Source organism: Chryseobacterium sp. MYb328, from assembly GCF_037572595.1.
Classification (GTDB): Bacteria; Bacteroidota; Bacteroidia; order Flavobacteriales; family Weeksellaceae; genus Chryseobacterium; species Chryseobacterium pennae.
Genome location: NZ_JBBGZQ010000003.1, coordinates 317,751 through 335,803 on the forward strand (window position 1 = coordinate 317,751; position 18,053 = coordinate 335,803).

At 36.8% G+C, this 18,053-nt stretch carries 15 protein-coding genes; 12 read left to right on the top strand and 3 right to left on the bottom strand.

The features are described from left to right. Positions 1–2 precede the first annotated feature (2 nt). From WH267_RS05440 to WH267_RS05470, 7 genes are all read left to right on the top strand, one after another. The gene (locus WH267_RS05440) at positions 3–743 is read left to right on the top strand and encodes a uroporphyrinogen-III synthase (RefSeq protein ID WP_123320430.1); all 741 of its coding nucleotides are present in this window, start codon (positions 3–5) and stop codon (positions 741–743) included. A gap of 141 nt (positions 744–884) precedes the next feature. Beyond that, the gene (locus WH267_RS05445; protein ID WP_340006344.1) at positions 885–2,930 is read left to right on the top strand and encodes a S9 family peptidase; all 2,046 of its coding nucleotides are present in this window, start codon (positions 885–887) and stop codon (positions 2,928–2,930) included. A gap of 82 nt (positions 2,931–3,012) precedes the next feature. Beyond that, a complete protein-coding gene (locus WH267_RS05450) occupies positions 3,013–3,234 on the top strand; it encodes a four helix bundle protein (RefSeq protein WP_340006346.1) in 222 nt (73 codons plus the stop codon). Between the two features lie 27 nt (positions 3,235–3,261). Continuing rightward, positions 3,262–3,600: a hypothetical protein gene (locus tag WH267_RS05455; RefSeq protein WP_340006348.1), complete on the top strand. Its 339-nt coding sequence runs from the start codon at positions 3,262–3,264 to the stop codon at positions 3,598–3,600. Between the two features lie 557 nt (positions 3,601–4,157). Further along, positions 4,158–5,045 (top strand): hypothetical protein, encoded by an 888-nt coding sequence (locus WH267_RS05460; protein WP_340006350.1) that lies wholly within the window; start codon positions 4,158–4,160, stop codon positions 5,043–5,045. A 1-nt stretch (position 5,046) separates the two neighbouring features. Further along, on the top strand, positions 5,047–5,886 hold the full coding sequence (locus tag WH267_RS05465; protein ID WP_340006352.1) for a hypothetical protein: 840 nt from the start codon (positions 5,047–5,049) through the stop codon (positions 5,884–5,886). Between the two features lies 1 nt (position 5,887). Next, on the top strand, positions 5,888–6,715 hold the full coding sequence (locus tag WH267_RS05470; protein ID WP_340006353.1) for a hypothetical protein: 828 nt from the start codon (positions 5,888–5,890) through the stop codon (positions 6,713–6,715). Positions 6,716–6,837: 122 nt separating this feature from the next. Here the strand turns inward: WH267_RS05470 and WH267_RS05475 are convergent, their stop codons facing one another. Next, positions 6,838–7,323 (bottom strand): SRPBCC family protein, encoded by a 486-nt coding sequence (locus tag WH267_RS05475; RefSeq protein WP_340006355.1) that lies wholly within the window; start codon positions 7,321–7,323, stop codon positions 6,838–6,840. Positions 7,324–7,524: 201 nt separating this feature from the next. Here WH267_RS05475 and WH267_RS05480 point away from each other — a divergent pair, with 201 nt between their 5' ends. The 5 genes from WH267_RS05480 to WH267_RS05500 all read left to right on the top strand — a co-directional run bounded on the left by WH267_RS05480 (position 7,525) and on the right by WH267_RS05500 (position 13,770). Further along, entirely contained in the window at positions 7,525–9,063 is a 1,539-nt protein-coding gene (locus WH267_RS05480; protein WP_123320424.1) for a sensor histidine kinase, read from the top strand. Positions 9,064–9,217: 154 nt separating this feature from the next. Continuing rightward, a complete protein-coding gene (locus tag WH267_RS05485) occupies positions 9,218–9,904 on the top strand; it encodes a response regulator transcription factor (protein WP_002982671.1) in 687 nt (228 codons plus the stop codon). 82 nt (positions 9,905–9,986) lie between these two features. Then, positions 9,987–10,631, top strand: a complete 645-nt coding sequence (locus WH267_RS05490; protein ID WP_115968200.1) for a hypothetical protein — start codon at positions 9,987–9,989, stop codon at positions 10,629–10,631. A 19-nt stretch (positions 10,632–10,650) separates the two neighbouring features. Continuing rightward, positions 10,651–11,013 (top strand): hypothetical protein, encoded by a 363-nt coding sequence (locus tag WH267_RS05495; RefSeq protein WP_340006358.1) that lies wholly within the window; start codon positions 10,651–10,653, stop codon positions 11,011–11,013. Between the two features lie 66 nt (positions 11,014–11,079). Further along, on the top strand, positions 11,080–13,770 hold the full coding sequence (locus tag WH267_RS05500) for a TonB-dependent receptor domain-containing protein (RefSeq protein ID WP_340006360.1): 2,691 nt from the start codon (positions 11,080–11,082) through the stop codon (positions 13,768–13,770). A 66-nt stretch (positions 13,771–13,836) separates the two neighbouring features. Here WH267_RS05500 and WH267_RS05505 read toward each other — a convergent pair whose 3' ends face one another. After that, positions 13,837–15,876, bottom strand: coding sequence for a glycoside hydrolase family 65 protein (locus tag WH267_RS05505; RefSeq protein ID WP_340006362.1), 2,040 nt, complete (start codon positions 15,874–15,876; stop codon positions 13,837–13,839). Further along, positions 15,873–17,981 (bottom strand): glycoside hydrolase family 97 protein, encoded by a 2,109-nt coding sequence (locus WH267_RS05510; protein WP_340006364.1) that lies wholly within the window; start codon positions 17,979–17,981, stop codon positions 15,873–15,875. The genes WH267_RS05505 and WH267_RS05510 overlap by 4 nt, the downstream gene beginning before the upstream one ends. Positions 17,982–18,053: the final 72 nt, after the last annotated feature.

The following is an 18,053-nucleotide window of genomic DNA, read 5'->3' on the forward strand; positions in this document are numbered from 1 at the left end:
AGATGAGAATAAAGTCTATATTGGTTTCTCAACCAGCGCCTAGTGAGTCTTCTCCATATCTGGATATAGCGAAGAAGGAAAAAATAAAGATTGATTTCCGTCCATTTATCCACGTCGAAGGGGTTGACAATAAAGAACTCAGAACTCAGAAAATAGATCTGACGCAATATACCGGTATCATTTTTACCAGTAAAAATGCTATTGACCATTACTTCAGACTTGCAGAAGAATTGCGTTTTGCAGTTCCGGATACAATGAGATATATCTGTCAGTCAGAAGCAATTGCCAACTATCTTCAGAAACACATCGTGTACAGAAAAAGAAAAATCAGCTTTGGGGAGAAAAACTTCTCAGATCTTCTTCCTCTGTTCAAGAAGTTTCCAACTGAAAAATATCTGTTGCCATCTTCAGATGTTTTAAGTCCGGATATTATAAAAACTTTGGATTCTGCAAACGTAGAATGGACAAGAGCAATTATGTACCGTACTGTATGCAGTGATCTAACTGATATCAACATTAAGGATTATGATATGTTGATCTTCTTCAGCCCACAGGGAATCAAGTCTCTGCAACAGAATTTCCCGGAATTCAAGCAGGATGAGACCAAAATTGGCGTTTTCGGAAACACCACTCTGGCCGCTGCAGAAGAAGCAGGATTAAAAGTAGATCTAATGGCTCCTACGAAGGAAACTCCTTCTATGACCATGGCCCTTGAAAAATATATTAAAGCTCTACACAAATAGTCTTTAATACAAAAAAATAAAGCTAACCATCTCTCCAATAAAGGAAAGATGGTTTTTTTTTGACTACATTTGAACAAAAATTAACATTGAATAAAACGTCTTCGAAAGTATATCCGGACGTATAAAAATTAAAATATTCTGATGAAAGCTCCACAGGCAAAAAAAATAGAAAAAATATTAGAAACCCACGGTGACAGAAGAGTAGACCATTACTTCTGGCTTAATGAAAGGGAAAACCCGGAAGTCATTCAATATCTTGAAGAAGAAAATGCTTACGAAGAATTCATCATGAAAGACACCGAAGAGCTTCAGGAGGAACTCTTCGAAGAGATGAAAGCCCGTTATAAGAAGGATGATGAGTCTTTACCTTATATCTTTAATGAATACTGGTATATTGTGCGTTATGAGGAAGGAAAAGAATATCCAATCTTCTGCAGAAAGTACGAAACTCTGGATAACGAGGAGGAAATCATACTTAATGTCAATATGTTAGCGGAAGGTGAAGAATTCTTTGAAGTAGGAAGCGTTGCCGTAAGCCCCAATAATGAACTGGCTTCTTTTTCTTCAGATAATGTAGGAAGAAGAATCTATACTTTAAACTTCAAAAATTTAAAGACCGGTGAAATTCTTCAGGATAAAATCCAGAATACCACAGGAAAAGTAGTTTGGGCCAATGATAACCAGCACGTATTTTATATCAGAAAAGACAAGAGTCTCCGCGCATTCCAGGTTTACAGACATAAACTGGGAACTGATCCCACTGAAGATATCCTTATATTCCATGAAAAGGATGAAACCTTTGATGTAAATGTCTTCAAGACAAAATCATTACAATATATTTTCATCGCAAGTTCAAGCACAATTTCTGATGAACATCATTTTATTCCTGCAGATAATGTTTTTGCAGACTGGAAAGTCATCCAGCCAAGAATAGATGACCTTGAATATTCAGTAGAACATTATGAAGATGAATTTTATATTATCACCAACGCAGATGATGCTACGAACTTTAAAATTGTAAAAACCAAGATCGATAACTGCGGTATGGAAAATTGGGTGGATGTAATCCCTCACCGTGCCGAAATTTTACTGGAAGGTTTCGAAATATTCAAAGATTATCTGGTATTGGAGGAAAGGGAAAAAGGATTGCTTCAAATCAAAATTATTGATGAAAAAACGAAGGAGTCTTATTACCTGCCATTCTCTGATCCAACTTATACTACTTATATAGGAATCAATCTTGAATTTGACACTGAGGTCTTACGGTATGGCTATACGTCCCTGACGCAGCCAAGCTCTACTTACGAGTACAACATGAAGGATAAAACCACGATACTTCTGAAACAGCAGGAAGTATTAGGTGGAAAATTTTTCCCGGAAAATTATATTTCTGAAAGAATCTGGGCAGATTCCAGAGACGGAGAAACAAAAATTCCAATTTCTCTTGTATATCATAAAGACACGAAAAAATCAGCAGACACTCCAGTTCTACTCTATGGATATGGAAGTTATGGACATACGGTAGATGCCAGCTTTTCAAATGTAAGACTCTCTATCCTTGATCGTGGTTTTATCTACGCCATTGCTCATATCCGTGGTGGTGAATACCTGGGAAGGGAATGGTATGAAGACGGAAAAATGCTGTTCAAGAAAAATACCTTCTTCGATTTTATTGATGCAGGAAAATATCTTGTAAAGGAAAACTACACTTCATCTGATCATCTATATGCAATGGGTGGAAGTGCCGGAGGATTGCTGGTAGGTGCAGTGATGAATTACGAACCACAGTTATTCAATGGAATTGTGGCACAGGTTCCTTTTGTGGATGTAGTTACTACAATGCTGGATGATACAATTCCGTTAACGACCGGAGAATATGATGAATGGGGAAATCCTAATGATAAAGAATACTATCATTATATGAAAGACTATTCACCTTATGATAATGTAGAAGCTAAGAATTATCCACATATGCTTATTACCACAGGATTCCATGATTCTCAGGTACAGTATTGGGAGCCTGCAAAATGGACCGCCAAGCTTAGAGAATTAAAGACAGACGATAATATCCTGGTTTTTAAAACAGATATGAGTTCAGGACATGGCGGAGCCAGCGGAAGATTTGAATCACTGAAAGAAGACGCACTAGAATATGCATTCTTATTGAAAATAAATGATAATTTATAAAAGATAATTGATATGGATTTCGGTAATAATTATAACCAGATCTTCGCAAGAAGAACCAAAGCATTAACAATCACAATTATTAATGAATTATCCGAAATCCCATATTCTGACAAAAATCTCAAATATAAGAAAACAGATATTCCGCTCTGTTTCATCAACAGCAAGTAATTATAGAGCTATGTGCAGAGTACGATCTACAAAACAGAAATACTCTAAGATATGTATTGTTGTAGAAGAAGCTGATGAAATTGTAAAAGCGACTTCCTCCTATAAAAAGAAATTAGGGGAAGAATTAAAACATTAACAACATTAATTATCATTTATCAATTATATGAACGAGTCCGAATATTGGAAAAAGATAGAACAGTTCTTCGAAGATAATTTCCAGACTGAGAAGAACCCACCCATTGAAACGTTATTGTTTTTAATAGGGTTACAGGAGTTGGGCAGTGGACAACAAAAATACTCAAAAGAAGATAAAGTAAACCTGATCCACATTGCAATTTGCAGATTGCTTGAACCTTTTGGATATTACAAATTCTCGCACTATGAAGATGGGTGGCCACACTTTGAAAAATTGGAAGATCTTCCTGAATTAAGACCTAATGAACAGTCCTTGCTCATGAAAAAGGCGATTATTCAATACTTCCAGGAAGAAGAACTTATTTAAGTCGAAAATGTGATAATTTGAAAATTTACTAATAAAACAATAGCATTATTAGCAAAACCCTTCTAAAACATCACCTCCCCTTATACAAATAGAGACAAGCCAAAACTTGTCTCTATTTTTTTTAAACAAAAATAAGATTAACATTTAAAAAATATCATATTTTTTAAATTAGAGTTAATATTTTAAACCATTTAGCTATCAATCTATTACATACTTATTTTACGAATATCATATTCATATTTTGTAATTTTTCGTAATTTAATAGATATATTCCATATTAGATTTGTAATTTAGAGGCACACAGACCAAATTCTTTTGACCCGCCACTGTGGTCAATTTCCCTCAGAATAACAATGGTCAATTTCTTCAGGCTTACAACCTATGTACAGCACTGAAAAAAAAGACAAAAACAAATGAAATCCCAGTTCGACCTGAACCGGGACAGATAAAAATTTGAAAAAAATACACACAAAAAAACTGAGGACTGAAAAACTATATATTTCAAAAAAAATTCTTCTGAATAAAAGACAGATTAAAATTTAAATAGAAATCAAACCATGAAAAAAATTAGCACTTCTTTAATGTTGCTCATTGTCAGCATGGCCTTTTCACAAGTAGGTATTTCGAAAAATCCAACAGTCGAAATCCACAATAAGGCCATTTTACAGGTAGACGGAAAATATGAAGGTAAGAATTACGGGATGATGCTTCCTGAAGTATCTGCACCGGAGAATCTTCCGTTGTACAGTTCTGCCACCTCAGACAGTGAGATGACAGGAATGATGATGTTCGAAAAAACACATGCTACATTTTATTCCTATGATGGAGGAAAATGGAACAATGAACCTACAACTGCCGACTTTAAATTGAAACAATCCAGGTTTTTATCCAATGCAGATGAAGAAATAGGTGTAGCATGCGTACTTCTTGGATGTGGCCGACATGTAGGACTTAGTTTCAGCGCACCTGTTGATGGCAAACAATCCTACAATAGCCTTAATATAACGAAGGAAGCAGCAGTAGTCGCCGGAGGCGGACTTTATGGAGACAAAACCTTTAATAATTCCAAATTTATCATCAATGAAGCCGGAGTCTATGACATTTACCTGAATGTTCCTTCCAAAACAGGAGGAGCAGTATCCCTTACCAGTGGACCTCAATATCAATTAAGAGCCTATCTGAAGCAAAGCAATGGAAGTTACAATGAAGTAAAACTTACCACATTCTTCCCGGATTATTATGGCATCCTGGGAATTGGTGGGGATGCCAATACTGCTGCATTTACAACCACCAGAATCCGCCTGAATCCAGGAGATTATATTGTTTCGAGAATACATTCTCCATTGGCAACAGTATCTGTAGTGGTTACTCTTACCGCTGCAACCAATGCCAATATCTCCAAATACTACCCAAGAGAAATAATGTTCACCAAAGTAAGTGATTAAAATGACGAGAAAAACGATTACGCTCAAAGTCTTTATTGTAACAGCGATAAGTACACTGGGATCTGCTCAGGTAAAAATGGGTAACAAACCCGAAACAGTTCACACAAGAGCCGCTTTACAGATAGAGCATAATGCCAAAGGGATTATGCTTCCCGCTGTTGAAAACCACACTCAACTTCCTCACTATAATCCAACACACCCAGATCTGTATGAAAACAAACCTGAAGATAATGGCTTGGTATTTTATAGCAAGGAACTCAAAGATGTAGTAAAATACGATGGTTACAGATGGATTACCGCAACAGAGAGGAGTATCAAAAATTATAAAAATGTAAGCATTCTGGGATCCAATGCGGCTGATGTATCCGTAGCCAATGTATTGGGAATTACAGGACGCCCTACCCTATCTTTTAATATTTTAGCTGATTTTGATAGAAATAATATCAATAATTTAAAAGTTACGGTAAACGCTAATGGAGAAATTACGATTCCGACAGATGGTTTCTACAGAATCAATCCATCTGTAAAAACAAGTAGTGCTGGAGGTCTTTCTGTAGGAAATGCAGCTACCATTATTTCACTACAGGCTCTCTATGCTGCTGCTGCCGGAGATGGATGGCAAAAAATTCATGAAAACAGCTTTTTGCTTTACGGATTATTGGTAACAGCCGGCAGTGCAAATTCAGTAAATAACTTTTCCACTACAAAATATCTGCATGCAGGAGACCAGATTCGATTAAGATCTGGTATCCAGGCTGATACGGGATTAAATGTAGGAGCTGGTGTGAATTTTAAAATGAACGATAAAGATACTTTTATCTATATAGAAAAACTGAATTAAAATGAGAAAGAAAATATATATCACCACCTTTCTGATGACAGCCACAATGGCATTTTCTCAGGTTATTATTGGAAGTGCAATCAATCCAAGCCCCAATTCCATGTTCAGTGTTGTGAATAAGGATGATAGTGCTGCAGGATCTAAAGGAATGATGATCCCAACCGTAAATAATGAAACCGAATTACCTCTGTACAATGCCGGTCTACCTAATCGTTTTGACAAAGATCCTTCTATGCAGGGAATGATTATGTACAGAAAAGATATTCAGAGAGTGGTAGTATACGACGGGGATATATGGAAACCTACTTTCTATGAAACCGGAGGAAGGGCCACTCGCGCCAGCATGAACCCAACAACTGCTGAAAGTGATTTTCCATCTGTAGGATGCATATTGATCGGATGCGGAGAAAAAGATGTGCCTTTCGGGTTCCACAATACGTCCCTGGATGGCGATAAACTTGGTATTATTGATCCTCAGGGAGCAGTAAACAGCAGCTTCAGCAATTTTACATTCAAAGAATCAGGATTCTATAAGATTCTTATCAGTTTAAAGGTGAAAACTTCCGGTATTCATGTAAGTCCACCTGTAATTTCTTTCAGAGCTTTAAAAAACGGGGCTATCATTGCCAGAAATGACGTGTCTTTGAATGAAGCGATCTTGATTACAGCTGGAGCTAATAGAGTGGGAACTATGGAGTTTTTAGCAATGTTTGACAAAGGAGATAAGCTTAAAGTTCAGGTTTCAGGTGGAGTTTCTATTCTAACAGTGGCCGATGTCTACAAAATTGTTCCTACAGACGGAACTTTTATCAGCATAGAAAAACTATAATCTGAGATAACACGAAACATTTTTTTATTCCATATTTCATTAAGTCGGGCACTCCACTTGGAGTGCCCGATTTTCATTGTATAAAATTAATGATCTGTCAATACTTTTTTCATTTCCTATGATTATCCGATGATTTCTTTAAGCTGGCTGAGTCCCATTTTAAAACCTTCTTCGAATCCCATATCCAGCATTCTTTTCATTACTTCTTCTGATTGGTAATGGATATTAACTGTAACCTTTGTTCCTTCTTCCACTCCAGTGAAACCGATCAGCCATTTTGATCTTGGAGCATCTTCGTCAACTTCTCCGTTTTCATTACAGAAGGCACTCGTCCAGTCAAAACTTCTATGTTCTATGATTTCTCCATACTGGGATTGGGAGTATCCTTTTTCACCGTTAGGGCCTACCATTGCATACAGCCAGATTCCACCTTCTTTGAAATCCTGTTTTACCGTTTCAGCTTTCCAGGGTTTGGGACCCCACCACTGATCCAATAATTCAGATTGGGTAAAATAGTTCCACACTTCAGAAACATCAGCGTTGTAAATATTCATTACATAGACACTTTTTGAGTCAAAATCTTTGTTGAAAATGATATTAGATTCCATAAAGTAATAATTTTAAATAAAGTTAAGTCTTTATTTACAGAAAGGACTTTTCCTATGACAAGTAAACAATAATTCATAAATAATTGTTAAAAAACAATCTTTTAAGATAAAAAACATAATTTTTTGGCTCGTTTTTTGTTTACGTAGTCTTAAAACAATTAATTTTAACATTCATACTTCCAAAACATATATAATTAAATAATGAATAATAAATTCATCCCAATAATATCGGTGTTTATGACGATCTCACTGATTGTCTTTGTTACACTCCAATTTTATTGGCTGAAAGGCTATTACGGTGTACTGGAACAGGACTTTTCCAATAAAGTTTATTCCGTTTTGGAAAGTACTTCAAAAACAATTGAAGAAATTGAAGCTGATAAATATCTTACTAAGGATAACAGAAATACCATTCTTGCTAACAGTAAAAACCCTTCTCTTACTACCATTCAACAGGTAGAGGATTCCGGAACTCAGAGACAGATCATCTATTCCAAAAATATTATCTCCAATGCACAGCTTCCTATTTCTAAAAAAGGAGACTCTGTAAAGCTTACTACTTTATACACTGATGAAGCTGCTTACAAAATAAAAAGAGATACCACCAACCGTGAAATTCTTACCTCGGACATCAATCAGGATATTGAAACCGGGGATTATGCAGTAAAAGAGTTTGTAAAGGTATATGGGAATAATTTACCTATTGCACAAAGGGTAAGCCCGGCCACTCTTGATTCTGTGATTACAAAAGAATTAAAAATCAGAGGAATTAGCGCAAAATTCGGATATGGAATTATAGACAAAGACAATAAACTTACCAGTATTGCCAATAAAGCTTACAAAGAAAAAAAAGACAGCAATACATATAACTATCCTCTTTTTACAGATAAGAAATACAATACCTTATATAATCTGGCTTTAGTTTTCCCTAAAAAGGAATATTCTCTGGCTATGAACAACTGGCCTATGTTATTGGGTACTTTTCTTTCATTGCTTACCATTCTTGGAATTTATATCATTTCCATCAATTATATGATGAGGCAGAAAAAGCTTGCTGAAGTGAAAACAGACTTCATCAACAATATGTCCCACGAATTCAAAACACCACTGGCCACCATTTCTGTAGCAACAGATTCATTAGCCAATGATAAGATAGCCACCAACCCGGATAAAGTAAAATACTATTCCGAATTGATTAAACAGGAAAACCTGAGGATGAAAAAACAGGTGGAAAATGTTCTGAACATGTCTAAGCTTGAAAGAAATGAGGTAGAATTATTCCTGAGAGAAACCAATGTAAGGGAATTGATCAAGAGAACAACAGAGTCTTTCAATCTAATCGTACAACAGAGAAACGGAACCCTGACCCAAAAGTTCAATGCTACTCATTATAATTTTAAAATTGATGAGTTTCATATCTCGAATATGCTGGTGAATTTACTGGATAATGCGAATAAGTATTCTCCTGAAGAACCGGAAATTCATGTGGAGACAAGAAATGAAGGACATTGGTATGTCATTGAAATTTCTGATAAAGGAATGGGAATGGAAACCCAGAATAAAACAAAGATTTTCGAGAAATTCTTCAGAGAAGAAACCGGAAATATTCACAATGTAAAAGGACAGGGATTAGGTCTTTCCTACGTTAAAAAAATTGTAGAACTCCACAAAGGAGAGATTATTGTAGACTCCAACAAAGGAGATGGAAGTACATTTACGATAAAGCTGCCGATGGGGTAAACATAAGGAATGAGTAATGAATGATATGAATTAATAATTAAAGGATCATCTCACATTATTCATCAATTATAAAATAAAGAACCAAAAAACAAAATATAAGAAGAGAGAGTGAGAAAGTTCATTCTTCATTGTTAATTATTAATTAGTAAAAGTTATGAGCAATAGAATATTATTAGTAGAGGACGATCAGAGTTTCGGGGCAGTGCTTAAAGATTATTTAACAATCAATAATTTTGAAGTTACACTTGCTACAGATGGGGAACAGGGATTGAAAGAGTTTACAGAAAATGAATTTGACATCTGTATATTTGACGTGATGATGCCTAAGAAAGATGGGTTTTCATTAGCCGAAGATGTGAAAAAAATCGATAAAAATACACCAATCATATTCCTTACAGCAAGAAATATGAGAGAGGATATCCTGAAAGGGTATCAATTAGGAGCTGATGATTATATCACCAAACCATTTGATACGGAACTTCTTTTATACAAGATCAAGGCTATTCTTCAGAGAAGCTCTACCCTGGAAAATGAGGAGCAGGAGCAGTTCAAGATCAGCAATATCTTCTTTGATTCTATGTTGAGACAACTGAAGGTAGGTGATAAGGAATATAAACTTTCACCAAAAGAAAACGAATTGCTGAAACTTCTTTGTATCCACAGAAACGACTTCATGCCGAGAGACCTTGCTCTTAGAAAGATATGGAAAAAGGAAAATTACTTTACAGCAAGAAGTATGGACGTATATATTGCCAAACTTCGTAAGCTATTGAAAGATGATGAAGGATTGGAAATTATCAACGTTCACGGTGAAGGATTTAGACTTCTTGTAAAAAACTAATCTAAAAATCGTATTATAAATATAAAATTAGCAAAACAATTGAAAATGTTTTGCTAATTTTGTTTCATACCCAATCAAGGATATGAAGAATACGTTTTTAGGTTTGATCTCTGTATCAATATTAGCTGTCTCTTGTAAGAAAGATGAAAGAGCAACTTATTTAAAAGAAGAAGCAGGTACTCAACAGCCTTCTGTAGCTATTAACAATGCACCAAAAGCTTCACTGATGGATCAGGCAGGCATCCAATCCAGTACTCCTTCTACTGCTATGGCCACTGCTCCGGGCATGAACCCACCACACGGGCAGCCGGGACACCGATGTGACATTCCTGTAGGACAACCTTTGAACAGCCAGCCAGCAGCTACCCCTGCTTCACAAAATATCAGCGTAGGAGCTAACAATGCAATTCAAATTGATCCTAACTCAGCAGCTCCAGCGCAAGTAACAGTGAACAATAATTCTAAACCCGTGAAAACGGCTCCGGGAATGAATCCTCCTCACGGACAACCGGGACACCGATGTGATATCCCCGTAGGACAGCCTTTAAACGGCAAACCTGCTCCAGCTTCGCAAACAGCTCAAAATAATATACAGGTTACTCCTACTCCAACACCTGCTCAGGCAGCTTCACAAAATCTTGCTATGGGAGAAAAACCTAAGATAAACCCTGCTCATGGAGAACCTTGGCACAGCTGCTCTCTAAAAGTTGGTGATCCTTTGCCATAAATTTTGTATTTTTGCAGATATGAAGCTGTTTCACATACTGGCAATAGTATTTTGTTTAGGAATCTTTCTGGTTCCTAAGGATGGCTTCTATGCTCAATCTATACAGGAAACATGCTGCAAAGCAGAATCCGGAAAGAAGAGTGACTGCTGTAAAAATCATTCCTCAAAAAAGGATGGTAAAGATGACGCTACAAAATCATGTAATGATGACTGTTGTTCATCATGTATAGTCTGCTATACTTTTATTGAAACCCCTTTTTCAAAAAACCTGCGTCTGGAACTGTCTTATTACAAAGCAAATAAGAATCCTCAGTTTCAATATTCAGATCCTTATCTTTCAGATCGTTTAAAGGAAATCTGGCAACCGCCTAAAATAGGTTAATTAAAACATTGTAAGTTCGTTACATCCGTATCGAACCGTATTTTAATTAATTTAAACTTTAAACAAATGAAATTATATATTTCCAGGTTGATACTTGGTACATTATTCTTATTTACACAATTTATATCGGCTCAAAATCTTCAGAAAAACCAGTTCAAAGTAAAAGGGAACTGTGAAATGTGCAAAACAAGAATTGAAGGAGCGGCTAAAAAAGCAGGTGCAAAAACAGCTGTTTATTCTATAGATCTTCAAACTCTGACTTTAGAAACAGATAAAGTTTCTGCTGACGACATTCTGAAAAAAGTAGCCGAAGCAGGTCATGATAATGAAAAATTTAAAGCATCCGATGACGTTTACAAAAACCTTCCGGGATGTTGTCTGTATGAAAGAGATCTACAGCCTTCACAAGCAGCAGCAGCAGAGCCTCATGAGCATCATATTGCTGCCAAAAAAGACAATGAATTTTATGTAAGAGGAAACTGTGCTTCATGTAAAGCCAGAATTGAAAAAGCAGCTCAGGGAGCAGGAGCTGATTCAGCTGAATGGAATGCAGAGAAGCAAACGGTTGCTTTACATTTTGATACCGCAAAAACTTCATCAGATAAAATTTTAAAGGCTATTGCTGATGCGGGACATGATAACGAGAAATATAAGGCTTTGGATACTACTTATAATGGTCTTCCGGGATGTTGTCTGTATGACAGGGATTTTACTTTTGGAGAAGCCAACCCAAAGGTTCATTATGAGGAAGGGACGAAACATGAAGATCATGCTACTCCATCTGATAATGATTCTCACAGTAAACATGAAAAGAATATTGATGGGGTTGTAGTAACAGGTTCTAAAGCTGCTACCTCTTTAAACAAGAAAGAAGCAGGCTTAGTTTTTAATATTGATAAAAAAGAATTATTAAAAGCAGCATGTTGTAATCTATCTGAAAGTTTTGAAACAAATGCCACCGTAGATGTGTCTTTCAGTAATGCTGTAACAGGTACAAAACAGCTGAAAATGCTGGGTTTGGACCAAAAATATACCAGCTTAACTAAAGAACAGTTACCTGAGATCAGAGGATTGGCTTCGGCTTATGGATTGAATTTCATTCCCGGCAGATGGATTGAAAGTATTCAGCTGACGAAAGGAGGAAGTACAGTAACCAACGGATATGAAAGTATTACGGGACAAATCAATACAGAATTGCTGAAGAATGCCAAAACTCCGGAAACGTCACTGAACCTTTTTTCAGATTTTAACGGGAGAGCCGAGGCGAATATTACCAGTGTGTCTCCCATTAATGATAAATGGTCACAGACTTTCCTTCTTCACGGAAACGGAACATTTGGAAATACAGATATGAATCATGACGGCTTTCTGGACAGACCGAAAGGAACTCAGATCAACGCTGCTTATCTCCTGAACTATAATGATCTGGAAAAATCAGGTTTCGGATCTCATTTCGGGATTAACTTTATCAGGGATGAAAGAACTGCAGGACAGGTTGGCTTTGATAAAAAACTTGGGCAGGATAAGCAACCAGCGTACGGTGTCGGGATTGATATCTCAAGATTTCAGGTCTGGAATAAAACAGGCTATGTTTTTAAAGGAAAACCTTACCAAAGTATCGGCTGGATGAACCAGTATGTGTATCATCAGCAGGACAGCTTCTTTGGGTTGAGAAATTATTCAGGGCAGCAGCATACCTATTATTCAAATTTAATTTTTGAAAGCATCCTGGGGAATACTAACCATAAATACAAAGCGGGAGCAAGCTTTTTATATGATGGTTATGATGAAACTTATTTAACGGATAATATTAAAAGAAATGAAATTGTTCCGGGAATCTTCGCTGAATATACTTTAACAGGATTAAAATATACTTTAGTAGCAGGAACCAGAGTAGATTTCCACAATCTGGCAGGAACTCAGTTTACTCCAAGATTAAACTTTAAATATGATTTTACACCGCAGACCATCTTAAGACTTTCTGCAGGAAGAGGATTCAGAACAGCCAATGTATTTGCCGAAAGCCAGCAGTATTTTGCTTCTAACAGAGCGATCAATATTTTACCAAACGGAGGAAATATTTACGGTTTAAAACCTGAAATTGCGTGGAACTATGGAGCAAGTTTACAACAGGAGTTTAAGCTTTTCGGAAGAAAATCAACGATCATTGCTGATTTTTTCAGAACCGATTTCCAGAATCAGGTATTGGTTGATCTAGACCGATCTCCTCAGCAGCTTACCTTCTATAACCTGGAAGGAAAGTCATTTGCAAACTCGTTCCAAACACAATGGGATTTTACTCCTTTCAGAAATTTTGATGTTAGATTAGCTTATAAATATTATGATGTACAGGCAGATTATATAGGAGGCAGAAGAGAGGTTCCTTTTATGGCTAAACACAGAGGATTTGTCAACCTTGCCTATGCAACCAATAAGAATGATAAAGGGGGATTCTGGAGTTTCGATACTACTTTAAATTGGGTAGGAAAACAAAGACTTCCCAATATGGGAGACAATCCTGCAGAATTTCAGTTACCGGCATATTCCAATTCTTATGCTGTACTGAATGCCCAGATTTCAAAAAACTTCAACAAGAAGCTTAGAGCTTATGTAGGGGGAGAAAACCTTACTTCTTATTACCAGAAAAATGCAATCATTGATTTTAGAAATCCTTTCGGAAATTATTTTGATGGCGGAATGGTCTATGCCCCGATTATGAAAGCAAATTTCTATGTGGGACTGGATGTGACGTTTTAAATAGGTTACAACAATTTAATAATGGCAAAACAGGCTTCCTTATGATTTAAGGAAGCCTGTTCTTTACTATTGGCTGTTTGAGAAGGTTAAATTTTCTGCACCAATTCCTTTCACGGTCACTCTTTTCCAATGAGGAGGTAAGGTATTTTTTGTTGTTTTTAAAACTCCTTTGTCATCGATATCTACTCCTGCAAACCCCATGATCATTGCCTGTAATATGCCTCCTGCCCCTGTAATAAAATAAGGGTTATCTCCTTCTTCTGTTTCAGCGAGTACTCTGAATGGAGATAAAAGGTTAGGCTCATAAGATTCTTTAAACCATTTATATGCTGTGCCACCGTCTCCAAGCCTACTGTACAATAAGGCAAAAATAGCCTTTGTCATCGCCGGTGTTTGCTTATTAGGTATCTTTTCCTGATAGTATTTCAGGTCTTTTATGATCTGCTCCTTATCCTGAATAAGATTCAAAGGATAGGCCAATAAATTGACATCAGCCTGTTTGATTTCTTTTCCACTGTATGTATCATGCTCTTTTGTCACTCCATTCTCAAGTTTAGTAAAAACCAGATTCTCTGCAATTTCATTCCAGGTCTTATTAAAAGGTAAATTCAGAACTTTTGCAGCAGCGTTGGCGAATCTTAGATTGAGCTTTGCAATGGCATTGGTATAGGCATTATTATCTACATTCTCGGCCCACTCATCAGCTGCCACCACGTTCTTTATATGATATTTACTTTCTTTTTTCTCTACACGGGATTGCCAAAATCCAGCCGTTTTACTTAAGACAGGCCAGCCTTTATCTCTAAGCCATTGGATGTCTTTCGTCATCAAATAATAATACCATGCAGCAAAGGCAACGTCTCCTGTGATATGATGCTCATACGTTCCTGATAATGCCCAAACAGGAGTTTCTTCCTCTCCGGAAACAGCGCTTTCCCAAGGAAACATAGCTCCTTTATATCCGTGTAAGCCTGCATTGGTTTCGGCTGCTTTTATCCGGTTAAAACGATAATCTACAAGTCCTTTTGCTATTTCCGGATGAAAAAACAATAAGGGTTTAAACATAAACATTTCCGTATCCCAGAAAATATGTCCGTTGTAGCCAGTGCTGCTAAGCCCAACGGGTGATAATGAATGATCTGATCCTTCTCTTGAAAAAGCATACAGATGATATAACATATTATGAACATCCTGTTGTGCCTGAGGGTCACCTTCTATTTCAATATCTCCTTTCCATAGATTTTTCCATTCTTCTTCGTGCTTTTTATAAAGTTCCAACGGGTCTTGTAAATTAGCATAGATACTTAATCTCTCAGCCATATTATACGGATCATTAACCTGCGAGGAGGATACAAGTGATCCAATAAGTGAAAAAGTATAGGTTTCTGATGCTTTTAATTTTTTTACAAATTTCATAAGATGTGCATCACTATCCCGTACTTCATGCGAAACTTTTGGCTGGCTATACTGTTCTTCAGGAAATAAAAATGTTGTACTGGCAGCCATTGTAAGTGCACCTGTAGGACTTTTGGCCACGGAAGTCAAAAGAGGAATGGTAGCATGCGGAGGGCTCACCTCATTATAACTTTGCTGAGAAAGTAAAAATCCCTGTGGTGTTTTCAGATTGCTTTCTGCAATAAATGTCATCTCTTTTTTGGGAGAGATCGTCACCGTGAGAATGACGTTATTCGGAAGATGCCTCAAAGCGACATACTTGTATTCTACAGATGCGATATCTCCATAATTAAAGGACCCTGAAAAAGTAGCTGTCTTAAAATCAATTTTTTGTTTATAATTGGAGATATTTTTCTGGCTAACCTGCTTCCAGTCAATCAACAAATTAAAATCCAACACATTAAAATTGGAAAGAAAATTACTGGTTCTTCCTCTTCCAAATTGATCATAAACACCAGCCAGAATAACATTACCAGCCTTAAGAGGTTCAGGAGACGAGGTCATTCCAATAATTCCATTTGAAACCGTGACACCAGTATAATTATCAGGAACAATATTTTCAGCTACAATACTCCAGGAATCCTGAGCCAAACAGTGTCCAAAAATACCGGTACACAAAACAGTTAAGATAACAAGTCCTTTTCTCATCATTTCACAGGTTTTATACTGATAGCGAACCCACCTCCCGGCGCCACTTTAATTTTCAGTTTTTCATTTGATTTTATCTGTTGATGCAAAATCTCATAGTCTTTAGGATGATGATTCCAGCTTGCATTTTTTCCGTCTTTATAAATAACAGCCTCGAATTTTTGCCCTTTAGGTAAAAATGACAAGTCTACAGTTGCTTCTCTAGGGTTTTCATCAGTAATTCCTCCTACAAACCATTCATTTTTATTTTTTGCCTTTCTTGCAATGGTAACATAATCTCCCGGTTCTGCCTCAAGGATATAAGACGAATCCCAGTCTACCGCAACATCTTTGATAAACTGGAATGCATCCGGATATTTTTTATAGTTCTCAATCAGATCTGCGGCCATTTGAAGTGGGCTGTACATGGTGATGTAAAGAGCTAACTGTTTGGTAAGGGTTGTACTCAATTTCGCCTTGTTGTTTCCATAGACAGAGAGATCACCTTCAAAAATTCCGGGAGTATAATCCATAGGACCACCGATCAGCCTTGTAAAAGGTAAAATGGTGGTATGATCGGGTTTATTTCCGTTGAAAGACTCAAATTCTGTTCCCCGGGCAGATTCCTGAGCAATCCAGTTCGGATAGGTCCTGTGAAGTCCTGTAGGCCGTACCGCTTCATGGGAATTAACCATAACCTGGTATTGGGCTGCTGTTTCAGTAACATATCTGTAATGATTAACCATCCATTGTCCGTCATGGTATTCACTTCTCGGAATAATAGGTCCTACATATCCTGTTTTAACGGCATCATAGCCATTATCTTTCATAAACTTGAATGCATCTTTCAATTGTCGTTCATACTCTACAGCTGAAGAAGTAGTCTCATGATGCATAATGATTTTTACATTTTTGCTCTTTGCATAGGCTTGCAGCTCTTTTACATCAAAATCGGGATATGCTTTAGTAAAACTGTAAATATGTTCTTTCCTGTATGCCTGATTATCTTCCCATCCTTCATTCCATCCTTCTACCAAAACGGCATCAAATCCGTTCGCTGCAGCAAAATCAATATATTCCTTTACATGTTTTGTATTAGCCCCATGCCTTCCATTCGGTTGTAATGTTTTATAATCCGTTTCTCCGATCCGGATATCCTGTTGATCTGAATAAGCCCATGTAGAACCGCCTCCTGTAAAATATTCCCACCACACTCCAATATATTTGACCGGTTTTATCCAGGATGGATCTTTTATTTTGCTGGGTTCGTTAAGGTTAACAATCAGATTGGATGCCAGTATATCTCTTGCATCATCACTAATAATCACTGTACGCCAAGGACTTACGGATCCGGTTTGGATAAATCCCCTGTCTCCGTTTTTATCAGGAGTAAGATTGGAAGAAAGAATCAGATTTTTCTCATCAAGATTGAGCGTCATTGCCGGAAAATTAACCAAAGCAGCTTCGTGGATGTTAATATAAATCCCGTCCTGGGATTTCAGCATCAAAGGGGTCTGTACTGCAAGGGTTGCACTTGGGGCCTTGGCAGCCAAAGGTTCTTTTCTTACTTCATCAATCTGTTTAGAGATTTCGGTTAATCTTGAAGTTGTTACCGGAAATTCATTGGTGTCATAATCTGCAGGAATCCAGAATGCTTTATAATCTTTTCCCAGATTAAAAGAGGTCATTTCATTATTGATTGTAAAATGTCTTAACTCAGGCTGAATAGGAAATTCATACCGGAATCCTAAACCATCATCAAAAAGTCTGAACCGGATATCCAGTTTCCAGCCCGTTTTGTTTTGTATCAAATGTACCAACATCTCATTATAATGATCTGCCACTTGTTTATTAGGCCCCCAAACCGTTGTCCAGGTATTATTTGCGGATGAGTATTGAATATTTTCTATTTTAAATCCGGAAAAATAAGAAGTGGCGGGCTTTAAAACAAAGCCAAGTTTGCTATCCTTCAGTATCGTTTTTCCTTTATACTGAAGTGCATAGTAAGGGTTTTCTTCTTCAATTTTAAAGTTTAGCTTTAATTTACCATTGGGGGATTCAAGCAATTGCCCGTGAACAATGAATCCGAATACCACAAATAAACTGAGGCACAGAATATTTTTTATCATAATCTTAGCGATTTTAATGGTTTAAATAATTTCAGTTCATCATGAACAGATGAAGCGGGAAAAATATTTTCA

Bases quoted from the DNA above. Each gene is read 5' to 3' on its own strand.
- WH267_RS05440 (WP_123320430.1), top strand. From the start codon at position 3: ATGAGAATAAAGTCTATATTGGTTTCTCAACCAGCGCCTAGTGAGTCT.
- WH267_RS05445 (WP_340006344.1), top strand. From the start codon at position 885: ATGAAAGCTCCACAGGCAAAAAAAATAGAAAAAATATTAGAAACCCAC.
- WH267_RS05450 (WP_340006346.1), top strand. From the start codon at position 3,013: ATGAATTATCCGAAATCCCATATTCTGACAAAAATCTCAAATATAAGA.
- WH267_RS05455 (WP_340006348.1), top strand. From the start codon at position 3,262: ATGAACGAGTCCGAATATTGGAAAAAGATAGAACAGTTCTTCGAAGAT.
- WH267_RS05460 (WP_340006350.1), top strand. From the start codon at position 4,158: ATGAAAAAAATTAGCACTTCTTTAATGTTGCTCATTGTCAGCATGGCC.
- WH267_RS05465 (WP_340006352.1), top strand. From the start codon at position 5,047: ATGACGAGAAAAACGATTACGCTCAAAGTCTTTATTGTAACAGCGATA.
- WH267_RS05470 (WP_340006353.1), top strand. From the start codon at position 5,888: ATGAGAAAGAAAATATATATCACCACCTTTCTGATGACAGCCACAATG.
- WH267_RS05475 (WP_340006355.1), bottom strand. From the start codon at position 7,323: ATGGAATCTAATATCATTTTCAACAAAGATTTTGACTCAAAAAGTGTC.
- WH267_RS05480 (WP_123320424.1), top strand. From the start codon at position 7,525: ATGAATAATAAATTCATCCCAATAATATCGGTGTTTATGACGATCTCA.
- WH267_RS05485 (WP_002982671.1), top strand. From the start codon at position 9,218: ATGAGCAATAGAATATTATTAGTAGAGGACGATCAGAGTTTCGGGGCA.
- WH267_RS05490 (WP_115968200.1), top strand. From the start codon at position 9,987: ATGAAGAATACGTTTTTAGGTTTGATCTCTGTATCAATATTAGCTGTC.
- WH267_RS05495 (WP_340006358.1), top strand. From the start codon at position 10,651: ATGAAGCTGTTTCACATACTGGCAATAGTATTTTGTTTAGGAATCTTT.
- WH267_RS05500 (WP_340006360.1), top strand. From the start codon at position 11,080: ATGAAATTATATATTTCCAGGTTGATACTTGGTACATTATTCTTATTT.
- WH267_RS05505 (WP_340006362.1), bottom strand. From the start codon at position 15,876: ATGATGAGAAAAGGACTTGTTATCTTAACTGTTTTGTGTACCGGTATT.
- WH267_RS05510 (WP_340006364.1), bottom strand. From the start codon at position 17,981: ATGATAAAAAATATTCTGTGCCTCAGTTTATTTGTGGTATTCGGATTC.